This is a genomic window from Microbacterium sp. C448, from assembly GCF_000582705.2.
GTDB lineage: Bacteria > Actinomycetota > Actinomycetes > Actinomycetales > Microbacteriaceae > Microbacterium > Microbacterium lacus_A.
Genome location: NZ_HG779728.1, coordinates 1 through 1,363, shown reverse-complemented (window position 1 = coordinate 1,363; position 1,363 = coordinate 1). Strand labels below are relative to the sequence as shown.

Genomic DNA, 1,363 nt, shown 5'->3' with positions numbered 1-1,363 from the left:
CTGCCACGGCATCGAAAACTGGCTCGCTTACCCTCCCCGCCCCGTCGTCGCCACGGACCCGCTTGAGGACGAGTTCTGCCGAGATCAGGCACATCGGCAGGCCGATACCGGGGAGGACGTCTGCGCCCGCGTATAGCAATCCGTCGACCTTGCGCGAGGCATTCCGCGGACGGAATACAGCGCTCTGCAGCAGGGTGTGGGACAGCCCGAGCGAGTTGCCGCGCCACGTGTGCAGGTCGCTCGCGAAGTCGGCGGGGGCGGTGGTGCGGCGGACGACGATCCGGTCCGCGAGGTCGGGGATGCCCGTCCATGCAGCGATCTGCTCGACGACGGCATCGGCCGCGGCTTCGATGCGGGGGTCTCCCGCCCCGTCCACGCCACCGTGGCCGAGGGCCACATCCGCCGGCATCGGAACGAGCACGAACAGGTTCTCGTGGCCCGCCGGGGCGACCGAAGGGTCGGTGGCGCTCGGTCGGCACACGTACAGCGACGCGGGATCGGGCACGTACGGTTCGTCCCCGAAGATCGCGTCGAAGTTGCCGCGCCAGTCCTTCGTGAACACCAGCGTGTGGTGCGCGAGACGCGGCAGTTCGCCCTCGACGCCGAGCAGCAGCAGCAGGGCACCCGGGCTGGGTGTGCGCTTCTTCCACCACGACTCCGGATACGTCTGGCGCTCCGGGGGCAGCAGCTCGGTCTCGAGGTGGTGGAGATCCCCCGCGCCCACGACGAGGTCGGCGGGCACGAAACGCGTCGTTCCCGAGGCATCCTGAACCCGCACGCCGACCGCGCGCGACCCGGCGGTCTCGATCGAGACGACCGGTGTGCCGGTCTCGATCGTCACACCCCGCTCGCGCGCGAGGCGCGCCACGGCCTCGATCACGGTCGTGAAGCCGCCCATCGGGTAGGCCACCGAGTCGCCCAGGTCGAGGTGGCTCATCAGGTGGTAGAGGCTCGGCACGTCGAACGGCGAACCACCCAGGAACACGGCGGGGTAGCCGAGCACCTGACGCAGACGCGGGTCAGCGAAGCGACTCTCGATGTGTCGGTGGAGGGGGCGGGTCAGCAGGGGGAGGAGTTGCGGCAGCCGGCGCAGCAGAGCAGGGTCACGCAGGCCCTTCGTGGAGGCATACGAGTCGTAGAGGAATCGCGAGACCGCGAGTTCGTAGGCGTCCTGAGCCGACGCGAGGTAGTCGCGGATCGCGGCACCCGCGCCCGGCTCGATGTCCTCGAAGAGCTCGGCGACGGGCTCGACGCCCGAGTGGATCTCGAGGGGTTCGGGCTCGCCCTCGGTGTAGACGCGGTAGGCGGGGTCGAGGGGGACGAGATCGAGCTCGCGCTCGGCGCTCGTGCCGAGCAGGCGGAA

The 1,363-nt window shown here is 70.2% G+C and carries 1 protein-coding gene; it reads right to left on the bottom strand.

Going from position 1 to position 1,363, the window contains the following annotated elements:
- On the bottom strand, positions 1–1,363 hold a 1,363-nt coding region (crtI, locus tag MIC448_RS11215; RefSeq protein ID WP_036299623.1), incomplete at both ends, for a phytoene desaturase family protein.